Below are 18,041 nucleotides of genomic sequence, written 5' to 3'. Positions count from 1 at the left end.
TCAGCAACAAAAAACCTCTGACACCGTAGACGTCAGAGGTTTTTGTAAAATGCACGCGGACGCACACTTCAAAAGAAATCCCTCGGGTGGCAAAATTTAAGCGGTAAACGCACCAACTGTCTACGGTAAGGATATTTGATTGTTTCAACTAGCCTATCTTATCAAAATAGAAGAGACTGGTCAAGTTAAATTTTATAAGCTAGCTGGGTCAACTTGGATTCCAGGTCCGAAAGTAGTAGTTACAGAAAGATTTTTCACGTAAGTACCTTTCGCAGCAGCAGGTTTTGCTTTTTGTAGAACGTCATTCACAGTACGGAAGTTTTCTACTAGTTTAGCAGCATCAAAAGATACTTTACCGATTGCAGCGTGGACATTACCAGCTTTATCAACACGGTATTCTACTTTACCAGCTTTAATTTCGTTAACTGCTTTAGTTACGTCCATAGTTACTGTACCAGTTTTAGGGTTTGGCATTAAACCTTTTGGTCCAAGGACACGGCCTAATTTACCAACTTCACCCATCATGTCAGGTGTAGCAACGATAACGTCAAATTCAAACCAACCTTGGTTGATTTTTTCAACGAATTCAGATTCACCAACGTAATCAGCTCCAGCAGCCTCAGCTTCTTTAGCTTTTTCACCTTTTGCGAATACTAATACGCGTTGAGTTTTACCAGTACCGTTTGGTAATACAACAGCACCACGGATTTGTTGGTCCGCTTTTTTAGGGTCAACGCCAAGACGGAATGCTACTTCAACAGTTGCATCGAATTTAGCGAAGTCAATTTTTTTAGCAAGTTCAACTGCTTCTTCTGCAGTGTAAACTTTATTTGCATCAATTTGTTTTAAAGCATCTTGATACTTTTTGCCTTTTTTAGCCATTTCTTTTCCTCCTTAATTGTCAAATTGTGAAACACACGATTAATCTTGGATAGTGATACCCATAGAACGTGCAGTACCTTCAACCATTAGCATTGCAGATTCAACATTTGCAGCGTTAAGGTCTGGCATTTTTGTTTCAGCAATTTCCTGTACTTGAGCGCGAGTTACAGATGCAACTTTTGTTTTGTTTGGTTCACCGGATCCTTTTTCCACTTTAGCTGCTTTTTTAAGTAATACAGCTGCTGGTGGAGTTTTAGTGATGAACGTAAACGAACGGTCTTCAAATACAGTGATCACAACAGGAATAATAAGACCAGCTTGATCGGCTGTGCGAGCATTAAACTCTTTACAGAATCCCATGATGTTTACGCCAGCTTGACCTAATGCAGGTCCAACTGGAGGTGCAGGATTTGCTTTACCTGCTGGAATTTGAAGTTTAACTTCTTTAATCACTTTTTTTGCCACGAGACATACCTCCTTAAGTCCGTGATGTGGTTGACTGGGGCTGATATTTCCCCTCCCACGTTAAAACATACGTCAAAAACGTACTTATATATGATACCATTTTAAATGTTTAGTTGCAAGATTTTTTATGGATTTACTTTAAATTGCATGGCTTCTTTATCGAAATAAACGTTTTTATTTTCACGCCATAAGTTCAAATAGGCAGTGTAGCCAAGTGCAGCTTTATCAAGCCACGCTGGATTTACCATTTTTAGTAATTGCAATGTTTTTTCAAAAGCGATTTTCCGAGTGTCTGTTTCTAAAATATTATCGTCGTGCCGCATGTCTTCTTTGCGGTGCCGCAGCTCAAATTCCATTCCCATATACCAACAAATATGCAAGAAAACCTCGTATTTAAATTCTTCAAAATTTGTTGTTTTAAATTCACTGTTACGTTTGCCGCGTTCATACCCATAGAGCATATACCCATCTTGTTCGTTATAATCCATGCAAAGCTCGCCGAAACCTGGACCATCACCTAAGTATAACGGGAAATCGAGTTCTAAAAAATCTGCTTCTCGTTTAAAATCCAGATAAGCCTGTTTCGCTTTGTCCATTTTTTCGCCTCCTAACAAAACAACCTCCACAAATAAATGTAGAGGTTGCAAATTTTAAAGTTTTTCGATTTGATTGAAATCAACTTCGACTGGTGTTTCACGTCCGAACATGTTAACCATGACTTTCGCTTTACCTTTGTCGTTGTCCATTTCGTCCACTTTACCAGAGAAGTCAGCGAATGGCCCTTCTTTGACCATAACTGTTTCGCCGATTTCGAAGTCAGCTTCTGCACGTTTTTCAACCATGCCCATGCTTTTAAGAATACGATCTGCTTCTTCTGGAAGTAATGGTGTTGGTTTTGAGCCTGAACCTGCTGAACCAACGAACCCTGTAACACCTGGAGTATTACGAACAACGTACCAAGAATCATCTGTCATAACGATTTCTACTAGTACATAACCAGGGAAAACTTTACGTTTGATTGTTTTTGTTTTGCCGTTTTTTACTTCTGTTTCTTCTTCTTCCGGTACGATAACGCGGAAGATTTTATCTGACATGCCCATTGATTCTACACGTTTTTCTAAGTTTGCTTTGACTTTATTTTCATAACCGGAGTAAGTATGAACTACATACCAATTTTTTTCCATTGTTTAGTTGGCAGCATCCTATTTTGCCGCCATCCTCCTTTTAGTATAATCCAAAATAAAAAACCCGAAAGTTGTACGGGTTTTGTCTCAAGTAATAGTATATCATTATCTTTGTAAAATTCCTAGCACTACACGATAAGTTTAATAATTTGTTCGATACCGAAATCAATTAACATAAAGAATAGAGCAAATAAAACTACTGTAATAACTACTGTTACTGTGTATGTTAAAAGTTCTTTTCTAGTTGGCCACGTAACTTTGTGCATTTCGGACGAAACATTCCGAAAGAATCTTGCTATTGCAGACATACCAAAACCTCCATATCGTCTATTTTGTTTCTCGATGTAATGTATGTTTATTGCAGTGTCGGCAGAATTTCTTCACTTCTAAGCGAGTTTCTTTCTGCGTCCCGCTAACATTGACCGTATAGTTTCTTGAACCACACTCAGAACAAGCGAGGGATGTTTTCTTCTTCATAAATTATCTCAACTCCGCAATCATTAAATATGCCATGCCAAAAAATAGGCACATTTCATCCATATAAATATAACATTTGGCTACTAGCTAGTCAATTGTTTTTTCATTCTAGCTGTTTCATCATTTTCTTTTTGACGCGTTGTAGGGCATTATCGATTGCTTTCTCTTTTTTATTGAAGAAAAGTGCCATTTCTTGATAGCTCTTGCCTTCTAAATATTGTTTTAAAACTTCTTTTTCAAATTCGCTTGTGACTTGTTCTAGTTGACGTGCTACATGCGTTAAATCTTCATTTTTGATTAAAAAGTCTTCTGGGGTTTCGGCTGCTTTTTCGGAAATAACATCGAGCAAAGTCCAGTCCACATCATCCTCAGCCATTGGCGTATCAAGCGAAACCGAATTATTAAGCGGAATATTCTTCTGTCTCGACGCCCGTTTGACCGCCGAAAGAAGCTGTCTGTTAATACACATTTCTGCAAATGATCGAAAAGAAGCTTCTTTGGTTTTGTCATAATCACGAATCGCTTTGAAAAGACCAATCATCGCTTCTTGGATTAAATCATCCCGCTCAGCACCTTGCAGAAAATACTGGGTTGATTTCCAGTAAATAACTGACTGATACTTACTGAAAAAATATTCTAGCGCTTCTGTATCACCGCTTCTCGCTAGTTCGAGCATCGCAAGTTCTTCTTGATTCACTGAATTATCCACTAGGCTAATCGGCTCCTTTACGACAGGATTTCTTCTATGGTTGCTCCATTATACATAGTCAGAAACATACCGTCAATCCCTTACTCCTCGCCTCTTCTCCACTTTTCGAGCTGTGAAATAACATCAGAATCTAGATTAAGGTTAGATTTTGGCATTTCTTCCTGAATTCGCTTGATTTTCTGACCGATTTGTTTGCTCATTTCTTGAATTTCAAAAAGTAGTTCTCGAGAAGAAATCCGTAACGCGCCTTGTCCAAAAATAGCCCACTGTTCTGTATAATCAGAGGTCGCTACCATAATTTGCGTCCGCACATTCTTCCATTCAATTGCTTTTTGTTCAATGTATTCATCTGCCGTTTCGTCCTCATGTGTAAAAACTACTTCTACCTGATATTTCTTACTTTTCCGCTTCACACCTCGGACAAACTGTGCATCAAAAACGACCACAACCCGGTATCCCGTATAACTTTGATACTCCGCCATCCATTCAACCAGCTTATCTCTCGCCGCTTCCAAATCACGATCTTTCAAATAACTTAATTCCGGCCAAGCCCCAATCACATTATACCCGTCAACAAGCAGAATTTGTTCCATCTTTATTTCTCCAGAGGGAAACGTTTCCGATAAACTTCATAAAGTAACAAACTCGCTGCAACAGAAGCATTAAGTGATGTAACTTTTCCACGCATTGGTAAATGAACAAGAAAATCGCATTTTTCGCGAACTAAGCGGCTCATTCCGAAACCTTCACTACCAATAACAATAGCAAGCGGCATATCCACGTCCATCGTCCGGTAATCGCTGCTCCCCTTCGCATCAGTACCGAAAATCCAAAGTCCACGTTTTTGCAATTCTTCCATTGTCCGCACCATATTCGTCACACGAACCACTGGTACATACTCCATTGCGCCAGTACTAGCTTTTGCAACAGTTTGCGTTAATCCTACTGAGCGGCGTTTCGGAATAATAATCCCATGCGCACCAACAGAATCAGCCGTACGCATAATCGAACCTAAGTTATGCGGATCTTCTAATTCATCTAAAATAATGAAAAATGGCATCTCTTCTTTCGCTTCAGCTGCTGCGAATAAATCGTCAAGTTCTGCATATTGGTACGCCGCCACTTGAGCCGCAACACCCTGATGTGCACCACTTACCACTTTTTCGATTTTTTGTTTTGGCACAAATTGGACTTGGATTTTACGTTCCTTCGCCAAAGTTAGCACTTGTTTTAAAACACCTTTTTGAGAACCTTCTTGTACGTATATTTTATGGATATCTCGATCAGATCGTAACACTTCAAGGACAGGATTTCTCCCGCCAATCCACTCTTGCTCATTTTCTTGTTCCATTAGTTATTTTCCACTCCTTTTTCTACTATTTCAAGCGCCTTTTCCATCCATTCTTGCAGTCGGTCCATTTCACCCGCTAAATAAAGGTAACCGAGCACCGCTTCAAAAGAGGTTGACATGCTATATGTTCCCGGGTCTGTGTTTTTAGGCACTGTATACGACTTGGCATTTCGGCCACGTTTGGCAATTCGGTCTTCTTCCTCTGTCAAAAAACCTTCTGCAATCATAGCTTTCAGCGCCACGGCTTGCCCTTTTGCAGAAACGAATTTTGTTGCCGTTTTGTGCAATTGGTTTGGTTTGGTTTTCCCTGCCGCAAGTAAATATTCACGGATAAATTTTTCATACACCGCATCACCCATGTAAGCAAGTGCAAGGCCATTCAATTGTTTGTATTCTTTCACTTCTGCCATGATTTACCCCCGTCTAAACCGCGTGCCTTGCGCAGTGTCTTCCAAAATAATATTTTTTTCTTTCAAAATGTCTCGGATTTCATCAGCTCGTGCAAAATTACGTTCATTTCGCGCTTGCAGACGTTCTTCAATTAGCGCCTCTACTTCGCTATCATCCAGCGAATCCGTTTGCGTATTTTCTAATTTCAAGCCTAATACTTCTGCGAATAAACGCATCATGCTTAAAAATTCTCGCAGAACATTGATAGAAACTGTTTCTTTTGCCAGATAAATATTGGCACGTTTTGCAAGTTCGTGGAAAGTTGTAATGGCATTCGCTGTATTGAAATCATCATCCATATCATCTTCAAAAGCTTGTTTTAATTCGGTCAGTTGCTCCAACCACTCGTCCTCATGCGCTTCTTCGACATATTCACCATCATCCGTTTGAATGCGGTGGTCAATATTTTGGTAAGCAATCATTAAACGCTCCAACCCATTTTTCGCATCCTCCAAAATCGCATCGTTCAGCGTAATTGGCTTCCGGTAATGCACCGATAACATGAAGAACCGAATCACATTGGGATCATTGTCTTTCAACACATCATGAAGCGTAATAAAATTCCCAAGCGATTTGGACATTTTTTCCCCATCAATATTTAAAAAGGCGTTATGCATCCAGTAGTTCGCGAATGTTTTCCCAGTTGCCGCTTCGGATTGAGCAATCTCGTCCTCATGGTGAGGAAATACTAAGTCTTGCCCACCCGCATGAATATCAATCGTCTCACCAAGATATTTTTTCGCCAGCGCCGAGCATTCAATATGCCAACCTGGGCGACCATTTCCAAATGGACTTTCCCAGAAAATCTCACCAGGCTTTGCAGCTTTCCAAAGAGTGAAATCCAGTTCATCTTGCTTGCGCTCATTATATTCAACCCGAGCCCCGTGTTGCAGCTCCGATAATTCTTGCCCAGACAGTTTGCCGTAATCTTTGAATTTCTTCGTTCGGAAATATACATCCCCAGCCGACTCATACGCATACCCTTTTTCGATTAATGTATTAATCATTTGAATAATTTCGTCCATATTTTCCGTTACACGTGGATTCACAGTCGCTTTCGCCACATTCAGTTGATCCACATCATCAAAATAAGCGCCAATAAAGCGGTCCGCCACTTCCGGAACCGTCAATTTCAGTTCATTCGCCGCACGAATCAATTTATCATCCACATCTGTAAAATTAGACACGAACTTCACATCATAGCCACGATACGTAAAATAGCGACGAACTGTATCGAAAACGATGATTGGCCGCGCATTTCCGATATGAATGTAATTGTAAACAGTCGGCCCGCAAACATACATTTTCACTTCGCCATCTTTGAGCGGTTTAAAAGGCTCTTTCTCTCGTTTTAACGTATTAAAAATTTGTATCGACAATCAGATCTACTCCTTTTCCTTTAAAAGTTTTTCTACTATATTTTCTAATTCCGCAATTCGTAACGTTAATTCGTCCATTTTTGGGACCGCATGCCCTACCGTACGACCATTCAATCGCACAACCTTCGCTGGGATTCCAACAACAGTTGCGCCTGGTGGTACGTCTTTTAAAACGACCGCTCCCGCACCAATACGCGCGTCTGCTCCAATTTCTACAGGTCCAAGTACTTTTGCTCCTGCTGAAACGAGCGCCCCGTCACCGACAGTTGGATGGCGTTTCCCGCAGTCTTTCCCAGTTCCACCTAGCGTAACCCCGTGGAATATCGTTACATCATCGCCAATTTCTGCCGTTTCTCCAATAACAATTCCTGCACCATGATCAATAAAAAGCCTTCTACCAATAGTTGCGCCTGGATGAATCTCTATATTAGTCAAAAAACGAGCAGTCTGCGCTAATACTTTTCCCAACAAAACCATTTTATGACGATAAAAAAAGTTCGCCACTCGATGCCACCAAAGTGCGTGTAATCCCGGATTTGTTAAAAAAGCATCAAAAAAACTCTTCGTCGCAGGGTCATTCTTTATAATTGTTGTAATATCTTCTTTTAAGCGAGTTGGCATTTTGTTGCCTCCTTATTCAAGTTTGTACATTTTTATTGGAACCTAAACCAACAAAAAAAGCCCCTCCGATACAGAGACGCTTTGCGCGGTTCCACTCTGACTTGAGCATTGCTAATTGTAGCATCTACTCCAACTCTAGGGGTGGGGATAACGACCCACATTTCGTCTAGTGATACTTAAATTTCCCACTAGAATTCAGGGAGGCATTTCAGGAGTGTTCAGCTAAGTCGCTTCCAGCCATGGCGACTCTCTCTTCAAGCTTAGAATTCCGTACTTCTTCCCATCAGCACTTTTTCCGTATATTTAGTTCTATTATAACAGCAATAAAATTCCTTGCAACTGAAATATATCAAAATAAAAAAGCACCCCGCAAATAGCCGAGATGCTTTCACTTTAAATTAATTATTTTTCAACCATGTATCCAAACGATTAAGCACTTTTTCAAGGCCAAGAACCTCGATTGCAAGTGGTAATTCCGGACCATGCATTTCACCAGTTGTCACGATACGAATTGGCATAAATAAACCTTTACCTTTTACACCAGTTTCTTTTTGAACACGTTTGATAGCAGCTTTTACTTCCGCCGCTTCAAGAACTTCCAGTGCTTCTAATTCTTTTTTGAAGGCCGAAATAACAGTTGGCACAGTTTCTTCCGCAAGAACTGCTGTTTCTTCTTCATCAAAAGTAATCGACTCAGCATCCGCAAAGAACATTTCTGAAAGTGGCACAATTTCAGCACCATAACTCATTTGTTCATGATAAAGTGACACTAATTTGTGCACCCAGTCAAGTTCTGCTTGGTCTAACTCAGCAGATACAACGCCCGCTTTTTGTAAATGAGGTAAAGAAAGCTCTACGACATCATTTAGTGGTAATTTTTTCACGTATTGGTTGTTTACCCAAGTCAATTTAACATTATCAAATAATGCTGGTGATTTAGATAAACGCTTCGGATCAAACATCTTAATGAACTCTTCTTTAGAGAAAATTTCTTCTTCCCCTTCAGGAGACCAACCAAGCATAGCGATAAAGTTAAATAATGCTTCTGGTAAATATCCTAAATCACGATATTGTTCGATAAATTGAATAATCGAGCCATCACGTTTACTTAATTTGCGTCTACTTTCATTTACAATCAGCGTCATATGACCGAAAATTGGCGGCTCCCAACCAAAAGCATTGTAAATCATAATTTGTTTCGGCGTATTCGAAATATGGTCATCCCCACGAAGAACATGCGAGATTTCCATCAAATGATCATCCACAGCTACCGCAAAGTTATACGTCGGAATTCCATCTTTTTTCGCAATAACAAAATCACCAATACCATTTGACTCAAAAGAAACGTCATCTTTTACCATATCGTTAAAAGTAATTGTTTCATTTGCAGGCACTTTGAAACGAATGCTCGGTTTAAAGCCTTGCGCTTCTTTTTCCGCTTGTTGTTCTTTTGTTAAATGGCGACATTTCCCGCTATAACGAGGCATTTCACCATTTGCTTTTTGTTTTTCACGTTCTGCATCTAATTCTACTTCTGTACAATAGCATTTATATGCCAAATCTTTGTCCAAAAGTTCTTGAATTAGCGGCTCATAAATAGATTGACGTTCGGATTGACGGTAAGGTCCGTATTTCCCAGGAACATCCACACCTTCATCCCAGTCCATGCCAAGCCATTTCAAGTTTGTCATTTGACTTTCTTCACCATCAGCTATATTACGTTTAGCATCCGTGTCTTCAATTCTAATGATAAAATCTCCATCATTATGTCTTGCAAATAAATAGTTAAATAAGGCAGTACGTGCATTCCCAATATGCAAAAATCCAGTTGGACTTGGCGCATAACGCACACGTACTCGTTTTGTTTCACTCACAATTATTCACTCCTTCAATTATTTTTCAAGTAAGACAACCGCAAGACTCGCGATGCCTTCTTCTCTACCAGTAAATCCTAATTTTTCTGTAGTAGTTGCTTTTACATTCACTTGCGTCGGATCCGCATGTAGCAACTCCGCAATTCTCAGCTTCATTCGGGTTACATATGGTGCCATTTTAGGCTGTTCAGCAATGATAGTAGCGTCTAAATTCCCAAGACGAAAACCATCCGCCTCTACTTTCTGCCAAATCTCAGTAAGTAACTCCGCTGAGTCCGCATCTTTAAAACCCATATCTGTATCAGGGAAAAAATGACCAATATCTCCGACCCCAATCGCCCCGATAATAGCATCAGTTATAGCATGAAGCAGCACATCTGCATCACTATGGCCAAGCAAACCTTTTTCATAAGGAATTTTAATCCCGCCGATAATCAGCTCTCGGTCGTAGGCAAGTTTATGTACATCATAACCTTGACCAATTCTAATCATTTACTTTCCCTCCAAGTTCTCCTAAAATCGCCTTCGCAAGCGGCATATCTTCAGGAGTTGTCAGCTTAATATTATAATAGCTTCCTTGGACAATAGCAACCGGACAAGGGATTCGCTCCACCAAACTAGCTTCATCCGTCCCTAAAAATTGTTCTTTTCTAGCAAGCTGATGCGCCTTTTGCAAAATATGCAGTTCAAAAGCTTGCGGTGTTTGAATTTGCCAAAGATTTTCGCGATCAACTGTTTCTTGAACAACATCATTCACAACTCGCTTCACCGTATCTTTCACTTTCACCGCACAAATTGCAGCTTTGTTTTGCTTCACACCAACCAGTAATCGATCAATAATATCAATCGTAACGAACGGTCTAGCTCCATCATGTACCAGCACGACGCTCTCTGCCCCACAACGTTCAAGACCTGCCGCAACACTATATTGGCGCTCGCTCCCGCCTTTCACGATTACAATTCGCTGTTCAGTAACATTTAGCTGACTCATTAATTTCGTTACATGCTTTCTTTCCTCTTCTTGACACACAACAATCACTTTAGAACAACGATTATCCGCTAAAAAAGGACGCAGGGCATGAATAAAAATCGGTTCACCAACTAGATCTAGCCACATTTTATTCTTCTGGGCATTCATACGCTTCCCTTGACCTGCCGCTAAAAAAACCAGCTCATAATTCATGCTTATTTCCCCCTTCCAATCAGGATGGCTTAGCAAAAATCATTCTTCCTGCTGATGTTTGAAGTACACTCGTTACTTCAACTTGGATTGTTTCATTAATAAATTTACGACCATCTTCTACAACAATCATCGTTCCATCATCTAAATATGCAACGCCTTGATTATGCTCTTTACCATCTTTAACCATAAGAACAGTCATCTTCTCTCCTGGTAAAACAACAGGTTTCACAGCATTAGCCAAATCATTAATATTTAAAACTGGTACATTCTGGAATTCACATACTTTATTTAAATTATAATCATTAGTCACAACAATCCCGCCCATTACTTTAGCAAGTTTTACAAGTTTGCTATCAACTTCTGGCGTGTCTTCAAAATCACCTTCATACATTTCCACTTGAATAGCGTCCTCTTTTTGGATTCGATTTAAAATATCTAATCCACGACGACCTCTTGTCCGTTTAAGTGTATCGGATGAATCCGCAATATGTTGCAGTTCAGCTAATACAAACAATGGAATAACAACCGTTCCATCTAAAAATCCAGTAGTTAAAATATCTGCAATACGACCATCGATAATAACACTCGTATCCAAAATTTTATATGTTTTCTTAGATTTTTCTTCCGTTTGCTCTTCTTCCGGCGTTTTCTTCCTAGCATTTCTGTTATTGACAAAATTCCCAAATTCATTGCGACGACTAATTCCAATTCGGAACCCTAAATAACCCAGCACTAACGTTAAAATAACTGGTACTACAGAATTTAAAAGCGGAATATTGGTTTGACTTAGTGCATTGCTCGCGAAAAATGCAATGACTAATCCTACAAATAAACCAAGTCCCCCATAAACAAGAGTTGCAATAGCAATTTTAGCTAATTTTTCCTCTAACCAATTAAGTGCGGCTTCTACATATTTCACCGCCCAAAAAGTAATAAGATAAAATATAAGTGCACCAATCAGAGCATCAGTATAAGGATTATTAATTAGCAAAATGTGTCCTATTCCAAGCTTCACCCAAAGTGTTGGCAGCGAAAAGACTCCCGTTGTCCCACCTAGAATTAAAAAACACACTCGAATTACCCATGTAAGCATTTAGTTTCCTCCTTTCTCATTTTTCATTTATATATAATCGGGCTATTACCAATATACATATAGCACTATTTTACACTATTAAAAGACTATACCGCAAATAGTACTCACGGAATCCCGCAAGTATTTATTTTCAGTTCGGCAAAGCTTTCTTTAAAGCCTCTCCAATTGTTTCTACGCCAACTACTTGTACATCTTTTGGTATTTTCCAAGTTCCCTCATTATTTTTAGGAATAAAAATTCGTTTAAAGCCAAGTTTTGCGGCTTCTTGCACACGTTGCTCAATTCTTGCCACACGTCGAATCTCCCCAGTAAGTCCGAGTTCTCCAATAAAACAATCCGTACTTTTCGTTGGTTTGTCACGATAGCTAGATGCTACACTCACTGCAACAGCCAAATCCACTGCTGGCTCATCTAACTTCACTCCACCAGCCGCTTTCAAATAAGCATCTTGATTTTGCAGCATTAAGCCTACTCGTTTTTCTAAAACAGCCATAATTAGCGATACTTTATTATAGTCGATTCCAGTCGCCATTCGCTTAGCATTACCGAACATCGTCGGTGAAACTAGCGCTTGAATTTCCACAAGAACCGGACGCGTCCCTTCCATTGAGGCTACAACCGTTGAACCTGATGCACCTTCAAGACGTTCTTCCAAGAAAACTTCGGATGGGTTGGCAACTTCAACAAGCCCAACATCTCGCATTTCAAAAATACCCATTTCGTTCGTTGAGCCAAAACGGTTTTTCACTGCACGCAAAATCCGGTAAGCATGGTGACGCTCTCCTTCAAAATAAAGCACAGTATCTACCATATGTTCAAGTAGACGCGGCCCAGCAATCGCCCCTTCTTTTGTTACGTGCCCTACAATAAAGATAGCAATATTTTGCATTTTAGCAATTCGCATCAATGCTGCTGTACATTCCCTAACTTGCGAAACACTCCCCGCCGCACTCGTAACATCCGGATGATAAACTGTCTGGATTGAGTCAATTACAACAAAATCAGGCTTCACAAAATCAATTGTTTCCTGAACAGCTTCTAAATTTGTTTCTGCATAAACATATAAATTATCCCCAGAAACTTGCAATCGTTCTGCACGAAGTTTCGTTTGCTTAATAGATTCTTCCCCAGAAATATATAATACTTTTTTATTTGTAAGCGTAAGTTGCGCCGATACTTGTAGTAATAAAGTAGACTTCCCAATACCAGGGTCCCCACCAACGAGTACCATAGATCCCGGAACTACACCGCCACCTAAAACGCGATTCAATTCTGGCATATTTGTTTCAACACGTTTTTCTACTTCACTTGCTATCTGCGTAATCGGAGTCGCTTTCGAAGGCTCTCCTGTATGATTAAAAGCTGAGCGCGATTTCTTTGATGGTTCTAAAGCTTCCACCATCTGATTCCACTCATTACAATTCGGACATTTACCCATCCATTTTGCCGATTCATACCCACATGCCTGACATACAAATTTGGTCGTCCTTTTTGCCTTAGCCATTTTTTACATCCCTCCATACATATGCTTCATTTTACCACAGATCATCTGTTCGCGTTAACCCTTTTCGCCAAATTCGTATTTTCAGCCCTAATCCTCCATTTTGCACAAAAAACCTTCCTTAAAATTAGATTAAGGAAGGTTTCTCACTTATTTTGCTTTTACTTTTTTAGCAGTCGCTTTCTTTTTAGGCGCAGCTTTTTTTCTAACTTCTAATTTTCCGTCCTTCACACCAATTTCAACGTAATCGCCTACTTTAATGTTACCACGAAGCAATTCCTCAGAAAGCATATCTTCCACTTCTTTTTGAATAGCTCGTTTCAAAGGACGCGCTCCGTATTCTGGATCATAGCCGTCTTTAGCGATTTTAGCTTTCGCGCCTTCTGTTAATTTCACATGAATATCACGTTCAGCCAAGCGCTTCGTTAATTGCGCAGTTAGCAGCGTAACAATTTGTTTCAATTCTTTTTCTTGTAGCGAATGGAACACAATTGTTTCGTCAATCCGGTTAATAAATTCTGGGCGGAAAGCTTGTTTTAAGTCTTGTAAAACGCGGTGCTCCATTGCTTTATGATCTTTAATCGGATCCACCACGTTAAAGCCCATTGATTTATCTTGTTTCATTTCTTGAGCCCCAATATTGGAAGTCATGATAATTACCGTGTTTCTAAAATCAACAACACGACCTTTAGAATCAGTCAAACGCCCATCATCCAGCACTTGTAGCAACATATTAAATACATCCGGATGCGCTTTTTCAATTTCATCTAAAAGTACTACTGAATAAGGTTTTTGACGAACTTTTTCAGTCAGTTGTCCACCTTCTTCATATCCAACATAACCAGGAGGAGCCCCTACTAAACGAGCAGTCGAGAATTTCTCCATATACTCGGACATATCAATCCGAATCATTGAATCCTCATCACCAAACATCGACTCAGCAAGCGCACGTGCAAGTTCCGTTTTCCCAACCCCAGTAGGTCCAAGGAAAATAAAGGAACCAATCGGACGTTTCGGATCTTTAAGCCCTGCACGAGCCCGGCGAACTGCAAGTGACACGGCTTTAACAGCTGCATCTTGCCCAATCACACGCTCATGTAAAAGTTTTTCCATATTTAGAAGTTTATTCGTCTCAGTTTCCGCAAGTTTCGCAACTGGAATCCCAGTCCAACTCGCAACCACTTCCGCAACAATATCTTCCGTTACTTCACTGTGATCTAGTCCTTGTTTCTCTTGCCAATTCGCTTTCGTTTCCTCTAAAGATTTTTTAAGTTTTTGCTCTTTATCACGTAATGACGCTGCTTTTTCAAATTCTTGCCCTTGAACAGCCGCATCTTTTTCTTTTTTCAAATCAGATAAATTGTTTTCCATTTCTTTTACATTTTTCGGTGTTGTAAAAGATTTCAAACGTACTTTAGAACCTGCTTCGTCAATAACATCAATCGCTTTATCTGGTAAGAAACGATCTGAAATATAGCGATCGGATAACCGCACAGCTGCTTCAAGCGCCTCATCAGTAATAGCAACACGGTGATGCGCTTCATAACGATCACGCAAACCATGCAAAATTTGAACAGACTCTTCAACAGATGGTTCATCAACTTTAATCGGTTGGAAACGTCTTTCTAAAGCAGCATCTTTTTCAATGTATTTACGGTATTCATCCAGCGTCGTTGCACCAATACATTGCAACTCTCCACGAGCTAGTGGCGGCTTCAAGATATTCGATGCATCAATCGCACCTTCCGCTCCACCAGCGCCAATTAACGTATGCAACTCATCAATAAATAGAATAACATTACCAGCTTGGCGAATTTCATCCATTACTTTTTTCAAACGGTCTTCAAATTCACCACGATATTTTGTACCTGCTACAACAGTCCCCATATCAAGCGTCATCACGCGTTTTCCTCGTAAAGTCTCAGGTACTTCATTACGAACAATTTGTTGTGCCAAGCCTTCTGCAATCGCCGTTTTACCGACACCAGGCTCCCCAATAAGTACTGGATTATTTTTCGTCCGGCGACTAAGCACCTCAATCACACGTTGTATTTCTTTAGAACGACCAATAACCGGATCCAAATTATCTTCCCGAGCAATAACCGTTAAGTCACGTGCCAAGCTATCTAAAGTCGGTGTAGCTTGCGTATTTGTTTGTCTTCCTGCCCCAGTAGCATCACCGCCACCTAAGAGCTGTAGAACTTGCTGACGAGCTTTATTCAAACTAATACCAAGATTACTTAAAACTCGCGCCGCAACTCCTTCGCCTTCACGAATAAGCCCAAGTAAGATATGTTCTGTCCCAACGTAAGTATGCCCTAATTTACGAGCCTCATCCATGGAAAGTTCAATTACTTTTTTCGCACGAGGTGTATATTGGATCGTCGTCACAGCTTTTTCCCCATGACCAATTAATCCTTCCACTTCTTGCTGCACTTTTTCCGAACTAATCCCAAGTTCATAAAGAGCTTTCGCCGCAATCCCTTCGCCTTCTCTTACAAGACCTAATAAAATATGTTCTGTCCCTAAATTACTATGATTCAAACGCATCGCCTCTTCTTGTGACAACGCGAGTACTTTCTGAGCTCTTTGCGTAAAACGTCCAAACATCATTGTTGTTTCCTCCTTATCGTAAGCCTCATCATTTATCGCCCAAAATCTCGCGAATCACTTTGGCCCGTATTACTTTCTCTTCTAATTCATCCATATCGCGCCCCGCTTCTCTTCTCAAAAAAGCTGGTTGCGAAAATAGTACCAATTCATTCATTTTTTGGCGAGAAATATGCTCGAAAAACCCTAATTCTACACCAAGTCGTATATCCGATATAGCATCCGCCGCTTCTTTCATAGAAATAATTCGGCAATTCATCAATAATCCATATGACCTAAAAACTCTATCTTCCAGTGCAATATGAAATTTTTGCTTCAAAGTAGTTCTAGCCACACGTTCTTGCATAATAATTTGTTCCATGACTTGCGTTAAATCTTCCACAATTTCCGTTTCCGTTTTACCTAAAGTCACTTGATTCGAAACCTGAAAAATATTACTTGCAGGCATGCTACCTTCCCCGTATATACCTCTTACCACAAAACCTAGGCTCCTAATCGCTTCAATCACACTTTTAATCCTTTTCGTCGTCACGAGCCCCGGCAAATGTACCATCACAGAAGCCCTCATCCCAGTCCCAATATTCGTCACACAACTCGTCAAATATCCAAACTGCCTATCAAAGGCATAAGTCAACTTCTCTTCTACATAACCATCAATTTGCAGCGCAGCCTCTAAAGCATCAAACAACCGCAATCCCGGTGTCATACACTGGATCCGCAAATGATCTTCCTCATTCAACATAATACTAACGTTCTCTTCCTCATTTAAAAGAACAGCCCCATACTCACTCTTATTCATCATATAAGGACTAATCAAATGCTTCTCCACCAAAAGCGCCTTTTCCAATAAAGAAATCTGATTCATTTTAAATAAAGTAAAATTCTTATCAAAAACAGCTGCAATAGTATCAACAATTTCTTCCTTCTGCTCATAAATTGGAAAACGTTCATCCTTCAAATTCCTAGCTAGCCTAATCCGTGAACTCAAAACAACATCATCGTCATCACCAGCATTCTCTAACCAAGAACTAAGCCGAGGTTCAAATACATTCATTTATCCTCACCCCCAGCTTTCAAAGCCCTAATTTGATCACGAATAACTGCAGCCTCTTCAAACTCCTCATTTTTAACTAATTGTCCTAAGCGTTCTTGCAAGCGACTAATCTCATTTTGAACACCCTCAGCTCGCTCAACCTCAGCCGGCACTTTACCAACATGTTTTGTATAGCCATTCTGAACTCGCCCAATAATCGGCACCAACTGCTCCTCAAAAGCCGAATAACATTCCGAACAGCCAACTCGATTAGTTTGTAAAAATTCCTCAAAACTAAGTTGACAATTCCCACAAACAATCCTTTTCTGCGCATTTTTTTCTTTTTGCAACAACGTCAAAAAATCAAGTGCAACCTCACTAAAAGTATCCATCGCTTTAACTAAATCTTTTTCCGAAGAAAGTGCTTCTGTCGCTGCACAATCTTCACATAGATACAATGATTCCACTTTCCCAGACTCATTGAATTGTTGTAAAGCAATAACAGCCTTATTTTCCCCACATCTTTGACAAATCATCGTCATCACACCCTAATCATATTTCAAAGCAACCAACATCGCCTCTAAAATTCTACTCCTCAAAATATCCCTATCAGGTAAAGGCAAAATCAACACTTCACGGTCTAACGCCGCAACCATTAATCTCGCTTCTTTCTTCGTTATAACTTCCTCTTCAAGCAATCTCAAAATAACATCCTCAGAAAATGATTGAGATACCTTTTTATCATGAACCATCGATATAATCGCTTCTAACAATTGAAGTTTGTCATTCATCTTCACTTTAATAATTCGAATATATCCACCACCACCACGTTTACTTTCAACGATATAACCTCGTTCCATTGTAAACCTAGTATTTATTACATAGTTAATTTGCGAAGGCACGCATTCAAATTTGTCTGCAATTTCACTTCTTTTAATTTCAACTGCTTCACTAGACTCCAAGACTTGCTTCAAATAAGCTTCTATAATATCAGAAATATTTTTCACTATAAGGAATCTCCTTTCTATTTTTTACAAATCACTGACTTTGACTATTTTTGACTTTAATTATACTAGATATCCCTATCTATTAGCAATTTATTTATCTTTTTATAAACAAAAAAAGCCCTAAATAATTAGGACTTTTTCAAATTGCCCGGCAGCGACCTACTCTCGCAGGGGGAAGCCCCCAACTACCATTGGCGCGGAGAAGCTTAACTACCGTGTTCG

At 39.8% G+C, this 18,041-nt stretch carries 21 protein-coding genes, 1 rRNA gene and 2 other annotated features (1 of these 24 running past the window's edge); all 22 genes read right to left on the bottom strand.

Annotated features, from left to right (window positions below; all coding sequences use genetic code 11):
- Nucleotides 1-144 (bottom strand) — a sequence feature (ribosomal protein L10 leader region) (it extends 1 nt beyond the left edge of the window).
- Nucleotides 145-192: 48 nt separating this feature from the next.
- Nucleotides 193-882, bottom strand: coding sequence for a 50S ribosomal protein L1 (gene rplA, locus HCB49_RS00105; RefSeq protein ID WP_185603679.1), 690 nt, complete (start codon nt 880-882; stop codon nt 193-195).
- Nucleotides 883-921: 39 nt separating this feature from the next.
- Entirely contained in the window at nt 922-1,347 is a 426-nt protein-coding gene (gene rplK / locus HCB49_RS00100; RefSeq protein WP_003718336.1) for a 50S ribosomal protein L11, read from the bottom strand.
- A 125-nt stretch (nt 1,348-1,472) separates the two neighbouring features.
- The gene (locus tag HCB49_RS00095; RefSeq protein WP_185603678.1) at nt 1,473-1,943 is read right to left on the bottom strand and encodes an Imm63 family immunity protein; all 471 of its coding nucleotides are present in this window, start codon (nt 1,941-1,943) and stop codon (nt 1,473-1,475) included.
- Nucleotides 1,944-1,997: 54 nt separating this feature from the next.
- Nucleotides 1,998-2,531 (bottom strand): transcription termination/antitermination protein NusG, encoded by a 534-nt coding sequence (nusG, locus tag HCB49_RS00090; protein WP_003726896.1) that lies wholly within the window; start codon nt 2,529-2,531, stop codon nt 1,998-2,000.
- Between the two features lie 128 nt (nt 2,532-2,659).
- Nucleotides 2,660-2,839 (bottom strand): preprotein translocase subunit SecE, encoded by a 180-nt coding sequence (gene secE / locus HCB49_RS00085; protein ID WP_003726895.1) that lies wholly within the window; start codon nt 2,837-2,839, stop codon nt 2,660-2,662.
- Between the two features lie 19 nt (nt 2,840-2,858).
- Entirely contained in the window at nt 2,859-3,008 is a 150-nt protein-coding gene (gene rpmG / locus HCB49_RS00080; protein WP_003728079.1) for a 50S ribosomal protein L33, read from the bottom strand.
- Nucleotides 3,009-3,111: 103 nt separating this feature from the next.
- Nucleotides 3,112-3,717 (bottom strand): RNA polymerase factor sigma-70, encoded by a 606-nt coding sequence (locus HCB49_RS00075; protein WP_003732831.1) that lies wholly within the window; start codon nt 3,715-3,717, stop codon nt 3,112-3,114.
- An 80-nt stretch (nt 3,718-3,797) separates the two neighbouring features.
- The gene (locus tag HCB49_RS00070) at nt 3,798-4,310 is read right to left on the bottom strand and encodes an NYN domain-containing protein (protein WP_008946653.1); all 513 of its coding nucleotides are present in this window, start codon (nt 4,308-4,310) and stop codon (nt 3,798-3,800) included.
- Between the two features lie 2 nt (nt 4,311-4,312).
- Complete coding sequence (gene rlmB / locus HCB49_RS00065; RefSeq protein ID WP_061668661.1) at nt 4,313-5,068, bottom strand: 23S rRNA (guanosine(2251)-2'-O)-methyltransferase RlmB; 756 nt, start codon at nt 5,066-5,068, stop codon at nt 4,313-4,315.
- Nucleotides 5,068-5,478, bottom strand: a complete 411-nt coding sequence (locus tag HCB49_RS00060; RefSeq protein ID WP_069001297.1) for a Mini-ribonuclease 3 — start codon at nt 5,476-5,478, stop codon at nt 5,068-5,070. The genes rlmB and HCB49_RS00060 overlap by 1 nt, the downstream gene beginning before the upstream one ends.
- A gap of 3 nt (nt 5,479-5,481) precedes the next feature.
- Nucleotides 5,482-6,897 carry a cysteine--tRNA ligase gene (cysS, locus tag HCB49_RS00055; RefSeq protein WP_185481549.1) on the bottom strand — a complete coding sequence of 472 codons (1,416 nt, stop codon included), beginning with the start codon at nt 6,895-6,897 and terminating at the stop codon, nt 5,482-5,484.
- A 6-nt stretch (nt 6,898-6,903) separates the two neighbouring features.
- Nucleotides 6,904-7,518 (bottom strand): serine O-acetyltransferase EpsC, encoded by a 615-nt coding sequence (gene epsC / locus HCB49_RS00050; RefSeq protein WP_185603676.1) that lies wholly within the window; start codon nt 7,516-7,518, stop codon nt 6,904-6,906.
- A 69-nt stretch (nt 7,519-7,587) separates the two neighbouring features.
- Nucleotides 7,588-7,814, bottom strand: a binding site (T-box leader).
- 102 nt (nt 7,815-7,916) lie between these two features.
- A complete protein-coding gene (gltX, locus tag HCB49_RS00045) occupies nt 7,917-9,392 on the bottom strand; it encodes a glutamate--tRNA ligase (protein WP_185603674.1) in 1,476 nt (491 codons plus the stop codon).
- Between the two features lie 18 nt (nt 9,393-9,410).
- On the bottom strand, nt 9,411-9,884 hold the full coding sequence (gene ispF, locus HCB49_RS00040) for a 2-C-methyl-D-erythritol 2,4-cyclodiphosphate synthase (protein ID WP_185603672.1): 474 nt from the start codon (nt 9,882-9,884) through the stop codon (nt 9,411-9,413).
- Complete coding sequence (gene ispD, locus HCB49_RS00035; RefSeq protein ID WP_185603671.1) at nt 9,877-10,575, bottom strand: 2-C-methyl-D-erythritol 4-phosphate cytidylyltransferase; 699 nt, start codon at nt 10,573-10,575, stop codon at nt 9,877-9,879. The genes ispF and ispD overlap by 8 nt, the downstream gene beginning before the upstream one ends.
- Nucleotides 10,576-10,594: 19 nt before the next feature.
- On the bottom strand, nt 10,595-11,668 hold the full coding sequence (locus tag HCB49_RS00030; protein ID WP_185390473.1) for a PIN/TRAM domain-containing protein: 1,074 nt from the start codon (nt 11,666-11,668) through the stop codon (nt 10,595-10,597).
- Nucleotides 11,669-11,798: 130 nt separating this feature from the next.
- Entirely contained in the window at nt 11,799-13,172 is a 1,374-nt protein-coding gene (gene radA / locus HCB49_RS00025) for a DNA repair protein RadA (RefSeq protein ID WP_008946642.1), read from the bottom strand.
- A 147-nt stretch (nt 13,173-13,319) separates the two neighbouring features.
- A complete protein-coding gene (locus tag HCB49_RS00020) occupies nt 13,320-15,782 on the bottom strand; it encodes an ATP-dependent Clp protease ATP-binding subunit (protein WP_185481545.1) in 2,463 nt (820 codons plus the stop codon).
- Between the two features lie 28 nt (nt 15,783-15,810).
- On the bottom strand, nt 15,811-16,833 hold the full coding sequence (locus HCB49_RS00015) for a protein arginine kinase (RefSeq protein WP_185603670.1): 1,023 nt from the start codon (nt 16,831-16,833) through the stop codon (nt 15,811-15,813).
- Nucleotides 16,830-17,348: a UvrB/UvrC motif-containing protein gene (locus HCB49_RS00010; protein WP_185603669.1), complete on the bottom strand. Its 519-nt coding sequence runs from the start codon at nt 17,346-17,348 to the stop codon at nt 16,830-16,832. Before HCB49_RS00010 ends, HCB49_RS00015 begins: the two co-directional genes overlap by 4 nt.
- A gap of 12 nt (nt 17,349-17,360) precedes the next feature.
- Nucleotides 17,361-17,819 carry a CtsR family transcriptional regulator gene (locus tag HCB49_RS00005; protein WP_003723894.1) on the bottom strand — a complete coding sequence of 153 codons (459 nt, stop codon included), beginning with the start codon at nt 17,817-17,819 and terminating at the stop codon, nt 17,361-17,363.
- A 146-nt stretch (nt 17,820-17,965) separates the two neighbouring features.
- Nucleotides 17,966-18,041, bottom strand: a 5S ribosomal RNA gene (gene rrf / locus HCB49_RS14485); the annotation flags it as partial.

Origin of the sequence: Listeria cossartiae subsp. cayugensis (assembly GCF_014229095.1) — a bacterium.
Classification (GTDB): Bacteria; Bacillota; Bacilli; order Lactobacillales; family Listeriaceae; genus Listeria; species Listeria cayugensis.
This window is presented reverse-complemented; position numbering and strand designations above follow the sequence as displayed.

Excerpts from the sequence above, each read along its gene's own strand:
- rplA (WP_185603679.1), bottom strand. The coding sequence starts at position 882 with ATGGCTAAAAAAGGCAAAAAGTATCAAGATGCTTTAAAACAAATTGAT.
- HCB49_RS00095 (WP_185603678.1), bottom strand. The coding sequence starts at position 1,943 with ATGGACAAAGCGAAACAGGCTTATCTGGATTTTAAACGAGAAGCAGAT.
- nusG (WP_003726896.1), bottom strand. The coding sequence starts at position 2,531 with ATGGAAAAAAATTGGTATGTAGTTCATACTTACTCCGGTTATGAAAAT.
- secE (WP_003726895.1), bottom strand. The coding sequence starts at position 2,839 with ATGTCTGCAATAGCAAGATTCTTTCGGAATGTTTCGTCCGAAATGCAC.
- rpmG (WP_003728079.1), bottom strand. The coding sequence starts at position 3,008 with ATGAAGAAGAAAACATCCCTCGCTTGTTCTGAGTGTGGTTCAAGAAAC.
- HCB49_RS00070 (WP_008946653.1), bottom strand. The coding sequence starts at position 4,310 with ATGGAACAAATTCTGCTTGTTGACGGGTATAATGTGATTGGGGCTTGG.
- rlmB (WP_061668661.1), bottom strand. The coding sequence starts at position 5,068 with ATGGAACAAGAAAATGAGCAAGAGTGGATTGGCGGGAGAAATCCTGTC.
- HCB49_RS00060 (WP_069001297.1), bottom strand. The coding sequence starts at position 5,478 with ATGGCAGAAGTGAAAGAATACAAACAATTGAATGGCCTTGCACTTGCT.
- epsC (WP_185603676.1), bottom strand. The coding sequence starts at position 7,518 with ATGCCAACTCGCTTAAAAGAAGATATTACAACAATTATAAAGAATGAC.
- ispF (WP_185603672.1), bottom strand. The coding sequence starts at position 9,884 with ATGATTAGAATTGGTCAAGGTTATGATGTACATAAACTTGCCTACGAC.
- ispD (WP_185603671.1), bottom strand. The coding sequence starts at position 10,575 with ATGAATTATGAGCTGGTTTTTTTAGCGGCAGGTCAAGGGAAGCGTATG.
- HCB49_RS00030 (WP_185390473.1), bottom strand. The coding sequence starts at position 11,668 with ATGCTTACATGGGTAATTCGAGTGTGTTTTTTAATTCTAGGTGGGACA.
- radA (WP_008946642.1), bottom strand. The coding sequence starts at position 13,172 with ATGGCTAAGGCAAAAAGGACGACCAAATTTGTATGTCAGGCATGTGGG.
- HCB49_RS00020 (WP_185481545.1), bottom strand. The coding sequence starts at position 15,782 with ATGATGTTTGGACGTTTTACGCAAAGAGCTCAGAAAGTACTCGCGTTG.
- HCB49_RS00015 (WP_185603670.1), bottom strand. The coding sequence starts at position 16,833 with ATGAATGTATTTGAACCTCGGCTTAGTTCTTGGTTAGAGAATGCTGGT.
- HCB49_RS00010 (WP_185603669.1), bottom strand. The coding sequence starts at position 17,348 with ATGATTTGTCAAAGATGTGGGGAAAATAAGGCTGTTATTGCTTTACAA.